Annotated in this window: 14 protein-coding genes and 1 pseudogene; 5 read left to right on the forward strand and 10 right to left on the reverse strand. The window is 67.7% G+C overall.

Annotation, left to right across the window (positions count from 1 at the left end; genetic code table 11):
* Window positions 1–34: 34 nt before the first annotated feature.
* From ACWCPQ_RS13755 to ACWCPQ_RS13775, 5 genes are all read right to left on the reverse strand, one after another.
* On the reverse strand, window positions 35–1,474 hold the full coding sequence (locus tag ACWCPQ_RS13755) for a wax ester/triacylglycerol synthase family O-acyltransferase (protein ID WP_449898222.1): 1,440 nt from the start codon (window positions 1,472–1,474) through the stop codon (window positions 35–37).
* A 584-nt stretch (window positions 1,475–2,058) separates the two neighbouring features.
* The gene (locus tag ACWCPQ_RS13760) at window positions 2,059–4,188 is read right to left on the reverse strand and encodes a glycosyltransferase family 39 protein (RefSeq protein ID WP_449898225.1); all 2,130 of its coding nucleotides are present in this window, start codon (window positions 4,186–4,188) and stop codon (window positions 2,059–2,061) included.
* Complete coding sequence (locus tag ACWCPQ_RS13765; protein WP_449898226.1) at window positions 4,185–5,438, reverse strand: glycosyltransferase; 1,254 nt, start codon at window positions 5,436–5,438, stop codon at window positions 4,185–4,187. Before ACWCPQ_RS13765 ends, ACWCPQ_RS13760 begins: the two co-directional genes overlap by 4 nt.
* 742 nt (window positions 5,439–6,180) lie before the next feature.
* Window positions 6,181–7,020 (reverse strand): bifunctional hydroxymethylpyrimidine kinase/phosphomethylpyrimidine kinase, encoded by an 840-nt coding sequence (gene thiD, locus ACWCPQ_RS13770; RefSeq protein WP_449898229.1) that lies wholly within the window; start codon window positions 7,018–7,020, stop codon window positions 6,181–6,183.
* A 9-nt stretch (window positions 7,021–7,029) separates the two neighbouring features.
* Window positions 7,030–7,320, reverse strand: a complete 291-nt coding sequence (locus tag ACWCPQ_RS13775; RefSeq protein WP_449898232.1) for a Uma2 family endonuclease — start codon at window positions 7,318–7,320, stop codon at window positions 7,030–7,032.
* On the opposite strand from ACWCPQ_RS13775, the pseudogene ACWCPQ_RS13780 reads away from it, so the two are divergent.
* Window positions 7,316–7,516: pseudogene (locus ACWCPQ_RS13780) on the forward strand (IS200/IS605 family transposase); the annotation flags it as partial. The gene ACWCPQ_RS13775 and the pseudogene ACWCPQ_RS13780 overlap by 5 nt on opposite strands.
* A 91-nt stretch (window positions 7,517–7,607) precedes the next feature.
* Here ACWCPQ_RS13780 and ACWCPQ_RS13785 read toward each other — a convergent pair.
* Complete coding sequence (locus ACWCPQ_RS13785) at window positions 7,608–8,165, reverse strand: TetR/AcrR family transcriptional regulator (RefSeq protein ID WP_449898234.1); 558 nt, start codon at window positions 8,163–8,165, stop codon at window positions 7,608–7,610.
* A gap of 39 nt (window positions 8,166–8,204) precedes the next feature.
* Here ACWCPQ_RS13785 and ACWCPQ_RS13790 point away from each other — a divergent pair, with 39 nt between their 5' ends.
* Window positions 8,205–9,449, forward strand: coding sequence for a KasA/KasB family beta-ketoacyl-ACP synthase (locus ACWCPQ_RS13790; RefSeq protein ID WP_449898236.1), 1,245 nt, complete (start codon window positions 8,205–8,207; stop codon window positions 9,447–9,449).
* A gap of 111 nt (window positions 9,450–9,560) precedes the next feature.
* Here the strand turns inward: ACWCPQ_RS13790 and ACWCPQ_RS13795 are convergent, their stop codons facing one another.
* Window positions 9,561–9,914: a nuclear transport factor 2 family protein gene (locus ACWCPQ_RS13795; RefSeq protein WP_449898238.1), complete on the reverse strand. Its 354-nt coding sequence runs from the start codon at window positions 9,912–9,914 to the stop codon at window positions 9,561–9,563.
* A 116-nt stretch (window positions 9,915–10,030) separates the two neighbouring features.
* Here ACWCPQ_RS13795 and ACWCPQ_RS13800 point away from each other — a divergent pair, with 116 nt between their 5' ends.
* Both ACWCPQ_RS13800 and ACWCPQ_RS13805 read left to right on the forward strand, forming a co-directional pair.
* Window positions 10,031–10,810 (forward strand): helix-turn-helix domain-containing protein, encoded by a 780-nt coding sequence (locus ACWCPQ_RS13800; protein ID WP_449898240.1) that lies wholly within the window; start codon window positions 10,031–10,033, stop codon window positions 10,808–10,810.
* A gap of 120 nt (window positions 10,811–10,930) precedes the next feature.
* Window positions 10,931–11,554 carry an NAD(P)-dependent oxidoreductase gene (locus tag ACWCPQ_RS13805; RefSeq protein ID WP_449898242.1) on the forward strand — a complete coding sequence of 208 codons (624 nt, stop codon included), beginning with the start codon at window positions 10,931–10,933 and terminating at the stop codon, window positions 11,552–11,554.
* A gap of 64 nt (window positions 11,555–11,618) precedes the next feature.
* Here ACWCPQ_RS13805 and ACWCPQ_RS13810 read toward each other — a convergent pair whose 3' ends face one another.
* A complete protein-coding gene (locus ACWCPQ_RS13810; RefSeq protein ID WP_449898244.1) occupies window positions 11,619–12,767 on the reverse strand; it encodes a GTP-binding protein in 1,149 nt (382 codons plus the stop codon).
* Window positions 12,768–12,897: 130 nt separating this feature from the next.
* Entirely contained in the window at window positions 12,898–14,526 is a 1,629-nt protein-coding gene (thiC, locus tag ACWCPQ_RS13815) for a phosphomethylpyrimidine synthase ThiC (RefSeq protein ID WP_449898247.1), read from the reverse strand.
* 531 nt (window positions 14,527–15,057) lie between these two features.
* On the opposite strand from thiC, the gene ACWCPQ_RS13820 reads away from it, so the two are divergent.
* Entirely contained in the window at window positions 15,058–15,636 is a 579-nt protein-coding gene (locus tag ACWCPQ_RS13820) for a Uma2 family endonuclease (RefSeq protein ID WP_449898250.1), read from the forward strand.
* A gap of 6 nt (window positions 15,637–15,642) precedes the next feature.
* Here the strand turns inward: ACWCPQ_RS13820 and ACWCPQ_RS13825 are convergent, their stop codons facing one another.
* Complete coding sequence (locus tag ACWCPQ_RS13825; RefSeq protein WP_449898251.1) at window positions 15,643–16,458, reverse strand: exodeoxyribonuclease III; 816 nt, start codon at window positions 16,456–16,458, stop codon at window positions 15,643–15,645.
* Window positions 16,459–16,749 lie beyond the last annotated feature (291 nt).

Consider the following 16,749-nt stretch of genomic DNA (forward strand, 5'->3'; position numbering starts at 1 on the left):
CCGGCCCGGCCGCATCGGCCGGGCCGCGGGCGTATCACCCGATCGCGTCGACGAGCTCGCGGAACGATTCGCCGAGCAACTCCCGGTAGCGTCCGGGATCCGGCATCATCGCCGGGTCCACGCTGAAGGTGAGGACGATCTCCTCGCCCTGCGAGGTGATCAGATGCCGCAGACCGTCACCGTCCAATGTCGGCAGGATGCCGAACACTCGCAGCAGCCGGGCGCCGCGGAAGGTCAGATCCGCGCCCAGCGGCGCGACATTGCTGATCGTGGTGTTGCTCAGGGGAACCGTGGTCACCTCGGTGAACGAACGATGTGCCCGTGCCCGGCCCGCCAGCCGCAGCAGCCAGGCCGGCGCGGTATCGGCCCGCGCGGCGTGGCGGAGCACCGCCGGATCGCTGTGGCGGTGGCGTTCCCGGCGCACCGACTCCCGGATCGCCGCCAATCTCGCGCGCGGATCGTGCTCGTCGGTGTGCAGGTCGACCGTCATCTGGGTCAACTGGTTCGCTGAATTCCACTGTGCGATACCGCGCATCGACATCGGCACCATGGCGGCCAGCGCGGCCGGCGGCGTCTCGCCCTTTTCGTTCAGGTAGGTGGCCAATGCGCCGGATACCACGGTCAGCATCACATCGTTGACCGTGACGCGTTCGTCGCACCGCGCACGCAGCGCTGTCACCTCGGGTAACGGCAGGAAGATCTGATCGACCACGGGGGTGGAACCGGTCGCCCGGTTGAAACGGGTCGCCGGGCGCATCGGCAGCGGTTCGTGCAGTAACCCGTTCTCGATCCGGGTGCGGGCTTCGGCGTGCGCCGCCCGGGTCCGCGACAGCCCCCGGGCGAAACAGGCCGAGCGATAGGGGAACAGCATCGCGGCGCGTAGTGCCGCGCGGACCGGCGACCATCGGCCCTCGGTCGGCGCGGCCGCGGCCTCCTGTCCGCCGAAGAGCTCCAGTTCGAGCTCCCGTGTCGCGACACCGTCGCCGGCGCTGTGGTGGAATTTCAGCGCGATCACTGTGGCGTCGCCGGGGATTCCGGGGACGCCGTCAACCCGGTCGAACACCTGTATCCGCCAGGGCGCGCGGGTGAGGTCCAGGGTCGAGGTGGCCAGCTCCGCGAGCCGCGACCGCACGGTGTCCCAGTCGGCCCCCGGTGGTCCGGCCGTCACATGCTCGGCGATATCGAGTGCCGGGTCGGGAACCCAGTACGGCAGGTCCAGATCCATCGGGACACGGTGCAATCGCCGCTGGAACAGCGGTGCGAATCCCAGTCGTGTATGCGCCCAGCGCTGTGCAGCGGCGGTATCCACCGGTGCGGAGCCGGTGGCCTCGAAAACGTAGACCGCGAGGATATTCGACGGATGCCGCTCGGTTTCGTCGTAGACGAACGCCGCGTCACGTGGTGTCAGCTGTTCTTTCGTGACAACGCTTTTCGCTCTTTTCGTGGCGAGAGCGCTGCTGTTCCCGTAAATCATCTGGTTCCTGCCGGGCCGATATCGAACGCGAAGAATTTCCTGCCGGAGAGAGGCGGTTCGGTTGATCCTATCGCCACCGCGGATGGGCACGAGCGGGAATCCCCCAGGTCAGGAACGTTGAAATTTCAGAACCCGGTGAATTATCGGCAATGTGAGAGCCGTTATCGCCCGGAATTTCTCGCTGTCCCGGACGGTATCCCGGACGTCGTATCGAGGTGGACCGCGTCCTCCGCCGATTCACCGCCCGGTCGCCGGGCGTATTCCGTACGGGTGCGGGCATTGTGTACATATCGGATTCGGCGGCCGTGCTGCCGCTCCCGGTCGATCGTGAAAGACCTCGAAAAATAGCCGAACCGAATCAATCTGTCCGGATCGCGGGATATTTGCTCTTACGGCCGGGCCGCCGCTCGATCGCGGTATCGGCTCCCGGCACGTCGGCGGCCGACCGTGCGCAGCCGTTGCATGAGCGCTCGCTCCGGCGAGGCGCCGCCCCGAGCACGGATGCACCCGGTGCCCGGCGCGCTGATACCTCGACGCCGACGGCCCAGGACCGAGCAGGTCCGGGCCATCGGCATCCGGGCCGGTTATTTCGGCGAAGTGAGGTCGTAGAGCGTGACCCCGTCCACCTCTTTCGCGGTGAAGTTGTCCGTGACCCACTGGGATATCGCAGCGGTCGTGCCCTGGCGGCCACCGGGGCCGAACCCGCCACCGCCGCCGATGAAGTAGTGGATCTGTCCGGAAGCCACGTACTGCTGGAACTGCTCGAGGGTCGGCGACGGGTCGCTGCCGTTGAACCCGCCGATCGGCATGATCGGGAGTTCGGTGGCCAGCTGATATCCGGCCGCCCCGTTGGACGAGATGGTCGCCGCGGCCCAGGTGTAGGCGCCGGCGTCGTCGGTCAACAGTGCGACCAGGGCGTCGCCGGGGACGGTCGCGTTCAGGAACCCGCCCCCGGGCCCGCCACGCCGATTGCCGTCCCGGCCGCCGTCGATGCCGCCGGCGCGCTGAGGCGACCCACCGTCCGCAGTCCCGGGCACAACGCCGCCGCCGGGCATACCGCCGCCGTCCGGAATGCCGCCGTCCGCACCCGGTGCGCCGGGGCCGCCGTCCATGCCGGGCATTGCGCCGGGTCCGGCGTTCATGCCCGGCACACCACCCGGTCCGCCGATCATCCCGCCCAGGAAACCGTCCGGCATCTCGCCGCGCATACCGGGCGGGCGCATACCGCCGAACATCCCGGTATCCGGTCCGGCGGTAGGGATCGCCCCGGCGTGACCCGTATTCAGCGTGTCGACCGTGTAGGCGACCGGACCCGCCACGCCCACCACGCCCGCGAGAAGCGCCGCGGCCGCGGCGGCGCGGCCGGGTAAGGGCACCAGGAGCGCGAGCGTGGCGACGATACCGCCGGCCAGGATCGCCCACCGCAGCCACGGCACGAAATCCGCGCTACGCGTGAGCAGCATCCACGCCGTCGCGGTGGTGAGTCCGACCGCCGCCGCGGCGGCCACTCGCACCCACCAGCGGGAACGGTTGCGCCAGAACAGCACCGCCCCGATACCCACCAGCGCGGCGATCGCCGGAGCCAGCGCCACCGTGTAGTACTGGTGGAAGATCCCCGCCATGAAACTGAACACCAGGCCGGTGCCCAGCAACCAACCACCCCACAACAGCAACTGTGCCCGGGATCTGTCGGTGCGCGGCGCGCGCCCGCGCAACAGAAGTCCCGCGACCAGCGCGACCAGCGCGGCAGGGATCAACCAGGCGATCTGCCCGCCCTGCATATGATCGAACATCCGGGTGATCCCGGTCTGCCCCCACATTCCGTTGCCGCCGGGCGGCAATTCGCCCCCGGGCCCGACACTGCCGGTCTCGTTACCGTTCAACCGGCCGAGCCCGTTGTAGCCGAGGGTGAGCTCGATGATCGAATTGTGCTGCGAACCGCCGATATAGGGTCGCGAATCGGCCGGCCACAATTCCACCGCCACGATCCACCATCCGGCGGCCACCACCACCGCGGCCCCGGCGGCGAACAACTGCGCGATCCGCTTCCCGAGTCGCGGCGGCCCGGCGAACAGGTACACCAGCGCGAGAACGGGAACCACCAGCATCACCTGTAGCTGCTTGGCCAGGAAGCCGAAACCGATGAAGGTGCCGGTGAGCACCAGCCAGCGCCACCGCCCGTCGTCGAGTGCGCGCATCATCGCCCACACCGCGGCGACCATCAGCAGCACCAGCAGTGCGTCCGGGTTGTTGAACCGGAACATCAACGCGAAAACCGGGGTCACCGCCATCACGAACCCAGCGATCAGACCGGCCGAGGGGCCGAACGAGCGCCGCACGATCACCCAGACCAGCGCCACCGTCGCCACCCCCAGCAGAACCTGGGGGACCAGAATGCTCCAGCTGCTCAACCCGAACAGCCGCACCGACAGCTCCATGAGCCACAGCGACGCAGGCGCCTTGTCCACGGTGATGGAGTTCGCGGCATCGGAAGAACCGAAGAAGAACGCCTTCCACGACACCGAGCCCGCCTGGACGGCAGCGGAATAGAAGGAATTGGCCCAGCCGTTGGCGCTGAGATTGTACAGGTAGGAGAGGCCGGTGGCCAGCAGCAGCACTGCCAGCGCCGGATACTCCCAGCGGTTCCCGCGAGCCGGTACGGGACCGGACACCGGAGATGCCACCGGGCCGGGCGGAGTAACAGTGACCGTCATCGGGCGACCTCCTCGGAGACCCGCGCGGGACGCCCACTGTCACGGAACACCCAGCGCAATCCGACGAACCGCATCAGGGTGGCGATCAGGTTCGCGGCGACCAGCACGAACAACTCCAGCTGCACGGGCGCACCCGGCGCCCAGCGATGCAGGACGAACAGCGAACCACTGGTCACCAGCAGACCGAACCCGAAGATCAGCAGACCCTGGAACTGATGCGACACCATCCCGCTCTGCCCACGCACACCGAAGGTGAACGCGCGATTCGCGGCCGTATTACCGACCGCGGTGATCAACAATGCGGCGAAATTCGCCACCTGCGCACCACCCATCGGCTGCAACAGCAGATAGAGCAGCACATAGGCCAGGGTGGAACCCACCCCGACCAGTGCGAACCGCACCAACTGGCCGATCATGCCGAGCGGCACCCCGGGCACCAACGGCTCCCGGCCCACGGCGGTACGCAACTCGGCCAACGGCAGTGACCCGGTCGCCAATGCCCGGCCCATACGCCAGATCCCGCGCAGATCCTTGTAAGCGGTATCGACGATATCGACGCGGCTGTCGGGATCGTCGATCCAGTCCACCGGCACCTCGTGGATCCGCAGACCCGCCCGCTCGGCGATCACCAGCAGTTCGGTATCGAAAAACCACTCCCCGTCCTCGACGAGCGGCAGCAGTTTGCGCGCCACCTCGGTGCGCATCGCCTTGAAACCACACTGCGCGTCGGAGAAGTGCGCCCGCAGCGAGGCCTTCAACAACAGGTTGTAGCAGCGGGAGATGAACTCGCGCTTGGGCCCGCGCACCACCCGCGACCCGGCACCCAGCCGGGTGCCGATCGCCAGATCGGAATGACCCGAGACCAGCGGCGCCACCAACGGCAGCAAAGCATTCAGGTCCGTGGACAGGTCGACATCCATATAGGCGACCACCTGCGCGTCCGACTCCTGCCACACTGCCCGCAATGCCCGGCCACGCCCTTTCGCGTCCAGATGCACCACGCGGACACCGTCCAACTCACCGGCGAGCAGCTCGGCCACCGCGAGAGTGGCATCGGTGCTGGCATTGTCGGCGACGGTGATCCGGGCCGGAAACGGGAACCCGTCGTCGAGACAGTCGCGAAGCCGACGCACACACACGCCGAGATCGGTTTCTTCGTTGTACACGGGAACGACCACATCCAGCACCGGCGGCGCCACGGTGTCGTCCCTGAGATCCGCCGCTACGGCGAGGGTCACGGTCTCGGTCATAAGGACCAGAGTCGGGCGGCGGGCTGGGGCCCCGCTCCAGCGAACCTGGGAGGTAGCTGTGTATATTGCCCCGCCTCCGGCGGGGCGGGCGGGGCCCCTATTAACCCCGGCCTTTGTGGTGGGCCTTGCCTTCGGCGGCGTGTCGGGTCGGCTCTGTCGGCTCGGATTCTCGATTCCTGCTATCGGTGCTGCTGCGCTTTTCTGCTCTGTCGCTCGAGAATCGGGGGTGAGTACCGCCGCTGTGGTGGGCTCTGCCTTCGGAGGGGCCGTCGGAGGCTTCGTGCACCGCGAGGGGGCGTTTCGCTTCTTGGCTCCGGAACAGGGCGGGTCCCGCTGGGTGCACGGGCGGCTTCGGCGCCGCATGGTCGGGTCACTCCCAGTACGTCACTTCGGTGACCGGTCGCTGCGGTTTCTTCGCTTCGTCGCGCTCCGGAATTGGGGCGGGCCCGGCCGTGGAGAGGTTGTTCATCCGGGGTGGAAGACGAGGTTCGCGACCGGGCACTCGCGTGGAGAAGGTGGTGCCGCAGGTCCCGGGCTCTTCGGGGGTCTGCTGCCGCGCTGCTCGCGCTGCTACGGGCGGCGGAGCCGACCGGCCGGGAAGGCGGCGCGCCGTGCCTACCCGGCGGGTGTCACTGCTCGAACGTCGTTGTTCCGGTCTCCACCTCGTTGTGGAGATGTCGTTGGTGACACCCCGAGTATGGACCCGCCCACCGACAGGTTCCGGGCGCGGCGCTGCGGTTCGTCAGCTCAGACGCCAGAGCGGGGATACCGGCCCGTGGCCTTTACCCAGGGGGTATGCGGCTTCCAGGCTGCGCCGGGTCCACTCCTTGGCGAATTCGAAGGCGTCGGGGACCGAATAGCCGTGGGCCAGTGCGCAGGCCAGGGCCGCGGCCAGGGTGTCGCCGCCGCCATGATCGTTGCCGGTCTCGATACGCGGGGCGGAGAACTCCAGGAAGCGGTCGCCGTCGAACAGCAGATCGGTGCTCAGCGTCGAGGTGCGCAGGTGGCCGCCCTTCACCACGACCCAGCGCGGTCCGAGCCCGTGCAGCGCCTCGGCTGCGCGGCGCGCGGATGCCGTATCGGTGACCTCCACCCCGGTCAGCAACCGCACCTCGTCCAGATTCGGGGTGACGATGGTGGCCAGCGGGAACAGCGTGTACCGCACGGCGTCGAGTGCTTCGGTGTGCAGTAGCGGGTCGCCGTGCATGGAAGCCGCGACGGGGTCGACCACCAGCGGCACCTCGGCGTCGTGCCCGATGCCGACTTCCCGGCAGACCCCGGCCACGGCCTCGATGATGTCACCGGAGGCGAGCATGCCCGTCTTCGCGGCGCCGATACCGATATCGCCGGCCACCGAGCGCACCTGGTCCGCGACCACCTGCGGGGGAATCTCGTGGAACCCGCTCACACCCACCGTGTTCTGCACGGTCACCGCGGCCACCGCCACCAGTGCGTGCACCCCGCACAGGGCCATGGTCCTGGTATCGGCCTGGATTCCGGCCCCGCCGCCCGAATCGGTACCGGCGATGGTGAGCACCCGGACCGGGGTCTGTCCCGGGGGCGTCAACGGCAACAATCTCACCCTGTCACCCTACGTCGGCGGGGTTCGCGGCCGAGTGGGTGTCTCGAGTCGGCGGCTGTCGGACCCAGGCTTTGATCGGTCGGTGTCCAGGGGCAGGCCGACGGGGTCGGGCAGCTCGACGCTGTCACCGATCGAGGCGGTCACCCGGCGCTGGTAGCGCGCGCCCGAAGGCTGACTGAACACCGTGATCTCGCCGAATTCCCGGTCGATCAGAAGGTAAATCGGAATTCCGGTGGCCGCGTACGCGATCGGCTTCTCACGGCGATCCCGCTGTTCGGTTGCGCGGTCGCGGGAGGTCACCTGCGACCCGCAGTTCGGGATTCACCGGCTGGTCGAGCAGGTCAAGGGCCGGTCCTCTCGCGTACTGCGCGCCGAGTTCCCCTCCCTCGAGTCTCGTTTGCCCACCCTGTGGACCAACTCGTACTTCGTGGCCACAGTCGGCGGCGCAACCTCGGCAGTAGCGAAATGCTATGTTGAGAGCCAGAAGAACGCTTGACCCCCTGATTCCTCTCCGCGCCTGAAGGCGGGGATTCCTCAGGGACTCCCGGTGACGGCTGTCGCCATGTTCCGGTGCGCAGCTCGGCAGATCAGCGGATGGTGTGGTCGATGATCCGGCGGGCCGCCCGGTCGGTGCGTTCGATATCGCCGGTGATGAGCCGGTCCTGCAGGATGCCGCGCAACCCGGAGACCAGCACCGTGGCCACCACTTCGGGTTCGTCGTCCGGGTTCAGTGCGCGCAGGCCCGCGGTGAGGGCGGTGACGAATGCCGCGGTGGCTTGGTCGGCGTAGCCCGCGTAGGGGCCGTGGGGCGCGCAGGCCGCACCGAGGACCTGGAGCATCACCCGCACGCTGACCGATCCCGAGCCGGTGGTGTTCGAACGCCAGAAATCCCACAGCCGTTCCCGCAGCGCGGCGGCGTCGTGTACTTCGGCGAAGACTGCGGTGAGATCCGGGCGATGGGTCGCCAGGGCCTGGACCAGCAGTTCTTCTTTGGTGCCGAAGTAGTAGATCAGCATCCGGGAACTGGTGCCCAGGGCGGCGGCCAGGGGACGCAGCGAGAGGTTCGCGAGGCCGCGTTCGGCGATATAGCGCACCACGGCATCGAGCATCTCGGCGCGTTTGGCGTGGTCGAGTGGGCGGGCCATGGGTTGACTGTAGCGAACGCTACAGGTATCCATGACCACGTGACTGTACCGATCGCTTCAGAAACTCGGACGGCGACCCAGGTGGTCGTCACCGCCTACGCGGGCGCCACCTCGATCGCCGACGATATGGACGGGACCTGGTCCGGGCTGCTGGACGGCCGGACCGGTATCACCACCCTCGACGACGACTTCGTCGCCGAATACGACCTGCCGGTGCGGATCGGCGGCAAACTGACCGCGCATCCCGGGGCGGAACTGACGCGGGTCGAGCAGCGCAGGCATTCGTACGTGGAGCAACTCGCGCTGGTACTGGGCCGCCGGGTCTGGCGGGCGGCGGGCGCGCCCGAGGTCGAGGGCGAACGGCTGGCCGTGGCGATCGGCACCGGGCTCGGCGGCGGCGACGCGCTCATCGACGCGGTCGACGCGATGCGGGCCGGGGGCTACCGCAAGGTCTCGCCCATGGCGGTGCCGATGGTGATGCCGAACGGCCCCGCGGCCGCCGTGAGCCTCGAGATCGGCGCGAAGGCAGGAGTTTTCGCGCCGGTCTCGGCCTGCTCCTCCGGTACCGAGGCGATCGCGCAGGGCTGGCGGCTGATCGCCACCGGTGAGGCGGACGTGGTGGTGGCGGGTGGGGTGGAGGGCCATATCCACGCCGTCCCGATCGCCGGTTTCGCGATGATGCGCGCGATGAGCACCCGCAACGACGAACCCGGCGCGGCCTCACGGCCGTTCGACCGCGACCGCGACGGTTTCGTCTTCGGTGAGGCGGGCGCGCTGGTGGTGCTGGAATCGGAAAGGCACGCCCGCGCGCGCGGCGCTCGAATACACGCCCGGATCCTCGGCGCCGGGATCACTTCCGACGCCTTCCACATCGTGGCCTCCGATCCGGCCGGGGCCGGTGCGGCCCGGGCCATGCGCAAGGCGATCACGGTGGCGGGGCTGGCCCCCTCCGATATCCAGCACGTCAACGCCCATGCCACCTCGACATCCATCGGTGACGCCTCGGAGGCGGCCGCGATCGCGGCGGTCACTCCCGCTGCCTCGGTCTACGCGCCGAAATCGGCACTCGGGCATTCCATCGGCGCGGTCGGTGCCCTGGAAACGATCCTGACCGCACTCACACTCCGTGACCAGGTCGTGCCGCCGACCCTCAATCTCGACAATCCCGATGTGGACCTCGATATCGTGCACGGCCGAGCGCGGCCACAGCGGATCGATCACGCGCTGACGAATTCGTTCGGGTTCGGCGGCCACAATGTGACGCTCGCGCTGGGCCGGGCCTGACCGCTCGGGGTTCCCGGCGCGCGGCCGGGCCCGAACAGTCCGGCCCGGATCCGGATCCGGCCCTCGGTGCACCGGTGTCCGCGCGTCGCCGGCCACCGGTGCACCCGGTTCTCAGCCCGGCACCTTGTCCAGGAAGCCGAGCACGGTATCGATCCGGCCCTGTTCGTCGGTGACCAGCACATCGAAGCCGATGATCACCGGTTCGGCATCGGCGGGGCCCAGACCCCACTGGAAACGGACCTGGCGGTGGTGGGTGTCGGGCTCGCCGACCGGGGTGAAGACGAATCCCGGGAACTGTTCGTGCACCGCGCCGATGGTCGCCCCGATCGCATCGCGGCCCACGGCCTCGGCGAGCGGATCGATATAGGAGGCTTCCGGCGCCCAGTGGCGGGCCAGCAGTTCGGTCCGGGCGGCCGCGTCGGTGGTGTTCCAGGTCCGCAGGTAGGCGGCGACGGTGTCTTTCATCGGTGTTCCTTCCGGGGTTGGGTGAACCAGGTGCCATCAGCATCGCCGCGTACTGCCGCGCAGACGATTACCCCGGAGGTAATGGGATCGGTTACCGTCCCGGCTACGATTGCACAGTGGTGATCTCGGATACCGGACCCGCGGTCGGCGGGCTGCTGAAGTCCTGGCGGGAGCGGCGCCGCCTGAGCCAGCTGCAGCTCGCCTCGCAGGCCGAGGTGTCCACCCGCCACCTCAGTTTCGTGGAGACCGGTCGTTCGCGGCCCACCCGGGAGATGGTCGAGCGCCTGGCCGGACATCTCGATGTCCCGCTGCGTGAACGCAACGAACTGCTGCTCGCGGCCGGATATGCGCCGAGCTACGGCCAGCGCGATGTGAACGCGCCGGAACTGCGCTCGGTGATGGACGCGTTCCGGATCCTGCTCGACGCACACTTACCGCATCCAGCCCTGGTGCTGGACCGGTGCTGGGATGTGGTCGATCGCAACGCCGCCACCGATGTGCTGCTCGAGGGCTGCGCTCCCGAAGTGCTCGAACCCCCGGTCAACGCGATCCGGATCTCGCTGCACCCCGCAGGTCTGGCTCCGCGGATCCGCAATCTCGGTCAATGGCGGGACCATCTCCTCGGCCAGGTCCGCAGCCGGTTGGCGGCGACCGGGGATGTCCGGTTGAAAGCGCTGCTCGACGAGGTATCCGCCTATCCCTGCCGCGACGGCGGTGCCCGGGCGCGGACCGATGTCGTCGTACCGCTCCAGTTGCGAGTGGGCGATGCGGAGTTCTCTTTCTTCAGCATCACCGCGTCGGCCCTGTCGGCGACCGATGTCACCATCGACGAACTGCATATCGAGGCCTTCTACCCGGCCGACGAGGCGACCGCCCGGGCGTTCCGCGCAGGCTGAGTCACCGAAATTTCGTAGACGCTCGCTTATGTCACCGAGCGTTCGAGCCATGGTTCGTCTCGCTTCGGATTGTTGTACTTGATTCAGCCACAAGGCAACGGTTTCGAGTCAGGAGCAATCATGCGAATCGCGGTTTTCGGAGCGACCGGTACGGTCGGACAGCACATCGTCGAGCAGGCGCTGGCGCGGGGGTACGAGGTCACCGCCCTCACCCGAGATGCCGGCCGGATAACCAGGACCCACGAACGGCTGCGCATCGTGGAAGGCGATGTACTCGATCCGGGTGCGGTCGAACGAGCGGTCTTCGGCCAGGACGCGGTCCTGGTGGCGCTGGGTAACGGGCGTAAGGGCGTGGTGCGGGCGGAGGGCACCCGCGTGATCATGGAAGCGATGAATCGCACCGGGGTGAAACGGCTCGTCTGCCAGTCCACCCTGGGAGCCGGCGACAGTCGCGCCAACCTGAACTTCGTCTGGAAATACATCATGTTCGGCATGCTGCTGCGCCCGGCCTACGCCGATCATCAGCAGCAGGAGGGGTACGTCCGGGCCAGCGGTCTGGATTGGACCATCGTGCGGCCCAGTGCTTTCACCGACGGGCCGCGGACGGGCACGTATCGCCGCGGATTCGGTGCGAACGAGAAGGGGCTCAGCCTGAAGATCGCCCGGGCCGATATCGCGGAGTTCCTGCTGGACCAGGTCACCGACCGCACCTACGTGCACCGGGCGCCCGGTATCTCCCACTGAGAGCGCCGCAGTGATCGAGGCGGTGGGGTACCCGAGCCCGGCGGGTACCCGGTTCCGCTGCTGTTCAGGCGTGTTCGTGTGGTGTTTCCCAGGCCGGGAAGGGGTCCGGGTACCGCACCCAGGCGTGCGGCCCGGCGGCGTATTCGGTATCGGTGAGCAGCGCCGCGTCCAGGTCGGCTCGCAGACCCGCCCGGTCCGGTCGCACGCCGATGAACACGATCTCCTGACCGGCGGGGACGTCCAGCGCCGACCACCACGCCGCGGGTTCGAAGGTGAGGTTCGGTCCCGCTTGCGACCAGATCGCGGCGAGGTCGGGACGGCTGGCGATCCAGCAGAAACCCTTGCTGCGCAACAGCCTGCGCAATCCGGACAGGACCGCCGCGAGGCGCTGTGGATGGAACGGGCGATCGGCGGTGTAGGTGAGACTGCTGATGCCGAATTCCTCGGTTTCGGGGGTGTGCCCGCCCGCGAGTTCTTCGTCCCAGCCTTCCGCGGTGGCGGCGACCGCCGGGTCGTAGCGGCCGGTGTCGAGTACTTCGGCCAGATCGACGACACTTTTGCTCGTGTGGATGAGTACTGCCCGCGGATTCATCCGCCGCAGTGTGGCTTCCACGGCGCCGGCGACCGCCGCGCCCACCAGATCGGTTTTGTTCAGCACCAGCACATCGGCGAATTCGACCTGGTCGGCCAGGAGTTCGGCGATACCGCGTTCATCACCCGCGCCGGCCTCCAGGTTCCGCGCCGCGAGCGTATCCCCGCGGGTCACCTCCGTGAGGAAGGTCGAGGCGTCCACCACGGTGACCATGGTGTCGAGCCGGGCGAGCTCGCCGAGGGAGAACCCGTCCTCGAATTCCCATTCGAAGGTGGCCGCCACGGGCATCGGCTCGGAGATGCCGGTCGATTCGATGACCAGCTGATCGAATCGTTGCTCCCGGGCCAGTCTGCGCACCGCCTCGACGAGATCCTCGCGCAGGGTGCAGCAGATGCAGCCGTTGGTGAGTTCGATCAGCTTCTCCCGGGTCCGATCGAGGTATCCCTGTCCGGCCACCAGCGCGGCGTCGATATTCACCTCGCTCATATCGTTCACGATCACGGCGACGCGGCGACCTTCCCGGTTGGCGAGGATGTGGTTGAGCAGGGTCGTCTTGCCCGATCCGAGGAATCCGGAGAGGACGGTCACGGGTAGTGGGCGGAGCAGAGCGGAATCGGTCACTCACTAATGATAATCATTATCATTAGTGAGTCGGTTTCGGGAGTCGCTCCGTGCCGGAAAACGGTATCGACCGACGATCGGATGATCCGCCGAAGCGGGCGGCCCACACGGTGGTGGGCCGCCCGGGCCGTCAGGACACGATCGGGAGGTAGACCTGCTTCCCCGCGTCGGCGAACTCGGCCGACTTCTCGGCCATGCCCGCCTCTATCGCGTCGATATCGGTCAGATTGTTCTTCTCCGCGTATTCGCGCACATCTGCCGATATCCGCATCGAGCAGAATTTCGGACCGCACATCGAGCAGAAATGTGCCGTCTTCGCCGGCTCTGCGGGCATCGTCTCGTCGTGGTATTCGCGGGCCGTATCGGGGTCCAGTGACAGCGCGAACTGGTCGCGCCAGCGGAACTCGAAACGCGCCTTGGACAATTCGTCGTCACGGCGTTGCGCGTGCGGATGCCCCTTGGCGAGATCGGCCGCATGAGCAGCGATCTTGTAGGTGATGACACCGGTTTTCACATCGTCGCGGTCCGGTAGGCCCAGATGTTCCTTCGGGGTCACGTAACACAGCATCGCGGTACCGGCCTGCGCGATGATCGCGGCACCGATGGCCGAGGTGATGTGGTCGTAGGCGGGCGCGATATCGGTGGCCAGCGGCCCGAGTGTGTAGAAGGGCGCCTCCTCGCACAATTCCTCCTCCAACCGTACGTTCTCCACGATCTTGTGCATCGGGACGTGTCCGGGGCCCTCGATCATCACCTGGACACCGTGCGATTTCGCGACCTTGGTCAATTCGCCGAGCGTGCGGAGTTCGGCGAACTGGGCCTCGTCGTTGGCGTCGGCGATCGACCCGGGCCGCAGACCGTCACCCAGCGAGAACGTGACGTCGTAGCGGGCCAGGATCTCGCACAATTCCTCGAAATGGGTGTACAGGAACGACTCCCGATGATGGGCCAGACACCAGGCGGCCATGATCGAACCGCCCCGGGACACGATGCCGGTGACCCTTTTCGCGGTGAGCGGCACATAGCGCAGCAGCACCCCCGCATGCACCGTCATATAGTCGACGCCCTGTTCACACTGCTCGACCACGGTATCGCGGTAGATCTCCCAGGTGAGAGCGGCCGGATCGCCGTTCACCTTCTCCAGCGCCTGATAGATCGGCACTGTGCCGACCGGGACCGGGGAGTTGCGGAGAATCCACTCGCGGGTCTCGTGGATGTTCTTACCGGTGGACAGATCCATGATGGTGTCGGCACCCCATCGAGTCGCCCACACCATTTTCTCCACCTCCTCGGCGATCGACGACGAGACCGCCGAATTGCCGATATTGGCGTTGATCTTCACCAGGAATTTCTTGCCGATCACGGTGGGCTCCAGCTCCGGATGCCGGTGATTGGCCGGGATCACCGCCCGCCCGGCCGCGACCTCCGCGCGCACCACCTCCGGCGCGACCCCTTCCCGGGCGGCGATGAACCGCATCTCCGCTGTCACGATCCCGGCCCGCGCCCACGCCAGCTGAGTACGCGGTCCGGGCACATCCGGCTTCGCCCAGCCGTCCCGCAGCGCCGGCAACCCGGCCTCCAGGTCGATGGTGGCCGCCTCGTCGGTGTACGGCCCGGAGGTGTCGTAGACATCGAAACTGTCACCGTTGGTCAGCTCGATCCGGCGCACCGGAACACGCAGATCGCCGACTTCCCGGTAGTGCTTGACGCTGCCCTCGATCGGACCGGTGGTCACGGAATCGACAGGTGTGGTCGTCATATTTCCTCCCTACGCCGGCATTACCCGGTCAGGTTCATACGGTCGACGGCCCTGAACGCTCCGTGGAGCTAGCCGTCCTCTCAGCCCGCTGGTGCGAGCCCCCGTTGGCATGTGCAATTTTCGCCGCCGACCCTACCCGCCCCAGAGCGATCCAGCGACCGCCGCGCAACCGGCCGGTTCGCCGACGGCCCACCGAGACAGCCCGGATCCCCGGTTGCCGAAGGACAGGGCGGGCCGCAGTCGTCGAGTCGTCGAGTGCACTGCGCTGAGCGGTGTCGGTCAGCCGTCCGGAGTCGGCGACCGTTGAGTATTTGCTGTGCTGTGGGCTCACTCCGGTGTGCAAGTGCCTGTGTAGGGATCTTCTGTCTCCCTCGAACAGTCGACCTCAGTGGTCGGGGCCCGCCCCGGTTCTGGAGCGACGGAGCGGGGGAGCGAAGCGGAGGAGCGTAGTAGTGAAGAACCGGGGTTGATAGGGCCCCGACCCGCCCCGCCGAAGGCGGGGCGATCAGATACAGGCGATAGGGTCTATCCGTGACCCTCTCGCATGGATCGCTGATGACCGTCGACGAGTTCGAAGAACTCGACGCGGCTGCTCAGCGGATTTCCGAAGGGCTGCGGCTCGAGTATCTGAACGGCCTGCTGGCCGCGAAGGCGCGCCCCGATACCAATCACACCCGGGTCGTGCAGTGGCTGGCCCGATTCCTGGTGCCGCGCCGGTCCGAACTGTGGCTTTTCGCCGACCGGGGCCTGCGGGCCGGGCGTAACAGCGGTAGCCGGGTGCGGCCGGATGCGATACTCGCCCCCGCGTCGGCCTTCGCCGGTGAAGGCGAATGGTCGGATCCGCAGCCGGTGTTCATGACCATCGAGATCAGTTCGCGGGCGCAGCACACCGAACTCCGCGACCGGCTCGACAAACCGTTCCTGTATGCGGCCACCGGTATCCCGCTCTACTTCCTGATCGACCGCGGTGCCGCGGAAGTGAGCGTGTACAGCGAACCGGAGGACGGGCGCTACAGCACCAAGGTGACCGTGCCGTTCGGGACGGATATCGAGATTCCGGAGCCGCTCGGGGTCTTCCTGGCCACCGACCCACTCGCCGACTGGCTGTAGCGCCGCTCAGTCGGTGAACTCGGCGACCACCGGAGCGTGATCGCTGGCGCCCTTGCCCTTGCGTTCGTCGCGGTCCACCCCGGCATCGACGACCGTCGCGGCCAGCGCCGGGGAAGCCAGCACGAAATCGATACGCATCCCCTCCTTCCGGGGGAACCGCAACTGGGTGTAATCCCAGTACGTGTACACCCCGGGGCCGGGCGCGAACGGCCGCATCACATCGGTGAACCCGGTCTCGGTGATCGCGGTGAAGGCATCCCGTTCCGGTTGGGACACATGGGTTCTGCCCGCAAAGAACTCCGGCGACCACACATCGTCGTCGGTGGGCGCGATATTCCAGTCGCCGACCAGCGCCGTTTTCGTCGTCGGGTCGGCGGCCAGCCGCTGGGCGGCGTTCTCGCGCAGCGCGGCCAGCCAAGCGAGTTTGTATTCGTAATGCGGGTCGGTCAGCGCTCGGCCGTTGGGCACGTACAGGCTCCACACCCGGACACCGCCACAGGTGGCACCCAGGGCCCGGGCCTCCACGGTCGGCGAGGGAATGAGGGTGTCGGCGGCATCACGGTCGAACCCGGGCTGGCCCGGGAACCCGATCTCGACATCGTCGAGACCCACCCGAGAGGCGATCGCCACCCCGTTCCACTGATTCAACCCCACATGCGCGACTTCGTACCCGGCATCGGCGAACCGCTCGAACGGGAACTGATCGTCGCGACATTTGGTCTCCTGGATCGCCAGCACATCGATGTCCTGGCGATCCAGCCAGGCCAGCACCCGGTCCTGCCGGGAGCGGATCGAATTGACATTCCAAGTGGCCAGTCGCACGTTGTACCTCTGTATCTATGGCGGCGCCTTCGGCGCCGCGGGGCGGGGCCCTATTAACCCCGGTTCTTCACTCCTACGCTCAGTCGCTGCGCTCCTTCGCTTCGTCGCTCCAGAACCGGGGCGGGCCCCGCCTTTGTGGTGGGCCCCGTTTTCGGGGCGGGGTCTTCGTGGCCCGGGTATCCACTCCTACACTCGGTCGCTGCGCTCCTTCGCTTCGTCGCTCCAGAACCGGGGCGGGCCCCGCCTTTGTGGTGGGCCCCGTTTTCGGGGCGGGGTCTTCGTGGCCCGGGT

Source organism: Nocardia sp. NPDC001965 (assembly GCF_053594175.1).

Excerpts from the sequence above, each read along its gene's own strand:
- ACWCPQ_RS13755 (WP_449898222.1), bottom strand. The coding sequence starts at position 1,474 with ATGATTTACGGGAACAGCAGCGCTCTCGCCACGAAAAGAGCGAAAAGC.
- ACWCPQ_RS13760 (WP_449898225.1), bottom strand. The coding sequence starts at position 4,188 with ATGACGGTCACTGTTACTCCGCCCGGCCCGGTGGCATCTCCGGTGTCC.
- ACWCPQ_RS13765 (WP_449898226.1), bottom strand. The coding sequence starts at position 5,438 with ATGACCGAGACCGTGACCCTCGCCGTAGCGGCGGATCTCAGGGACGAC.
- ACWCPQ_RS13785 (WP_449898234.1), bottom strand. The coding sequence starts at position 8,165 with ATGGCCCGCCCACTCGACCACGCCAAACGCGCCGAGATGCTCGATGCC.
- ACWCPQ_RS13795 (WP_449898238.1), bottom strand. The coding sequence starts at position 9,914 with ATGAAAGACACCGTCGCCGCCTACCTGCGGACCTGGAACACCACCGAC.
- ACWCPQ_RS13805 (WP_449898242.1), top strand. The coding sequence starts at position 10,931 with ATGCGAATCGCGGTTTTCGGAGCGACCGGTACGGTCGGACAGCACATC.
- thiC (WP_449898247.1), bottom strand. The coding sequence starts at position 14,526 with ATGACGACCACACCTGTCGATTCCGTGACCACCGGTCCGATCGAGGGC.